Raw genomic sequence first — 417 nt, forward strand, 5'->3', positions numbered from 1 at the left:
TGGCCGTTAACGGTGAGTCACGTATATGTCACTACGAACGGATGGCGGCGTCTTTGGCCACAGCATCTGTTCGAGAACTTGATTGGCCAATTCACGTAATGTTTGCCATTCCGGTGATGTCTTCAGTGCATCCATCGTCCACAACTGCGCATGAGACTGCCCGCTGATCGATGCCATGAATGCGTCAAGTTCTTCGATTGCTGCAATTTGAGCAGGCTGCAAATGAGTACATATACCCTTCAGGTCGTGAATTGCTTCTTCCCATCCGAGTGCAAGCTCATCGGCGACCTCGACGAATTCTGGGAAAAGTGCAATTTGAACCGCTGAAGGCTGGGCGATTGATTGCGCAGACCATCTTAGCCTTTCAAGCATCGCACTCTCCTCTAAAATATTCCTGTGACGGTCCGCAATTGGCCG

1 protein-coding gene is annotated in these 417 nt (G+C 50.6%); it reads right to left on the reverse strand.

Annotated features, from left to right (window positions below; genetic code table 11):
* Window positions 1-6 precede the first annotated feature (6 nt).
* Window positions 7-417: hypothetical protein (locus GM658_RS28655; protein ID WP_211841961.1), on the reverse strand; the 411-nt coding region annotated here is incomplete at its 5' end.

The organism is Massilia eburnea, assembly GCF_009720745.1.
Taxonomy (GTDB): domain Bacteria; phylum Pseudomonadota; class Gammaproteobacteria; order Burkholderiales; family Burkholderiaceae_D; genus Rugamonas; species Rugamonas eburnea.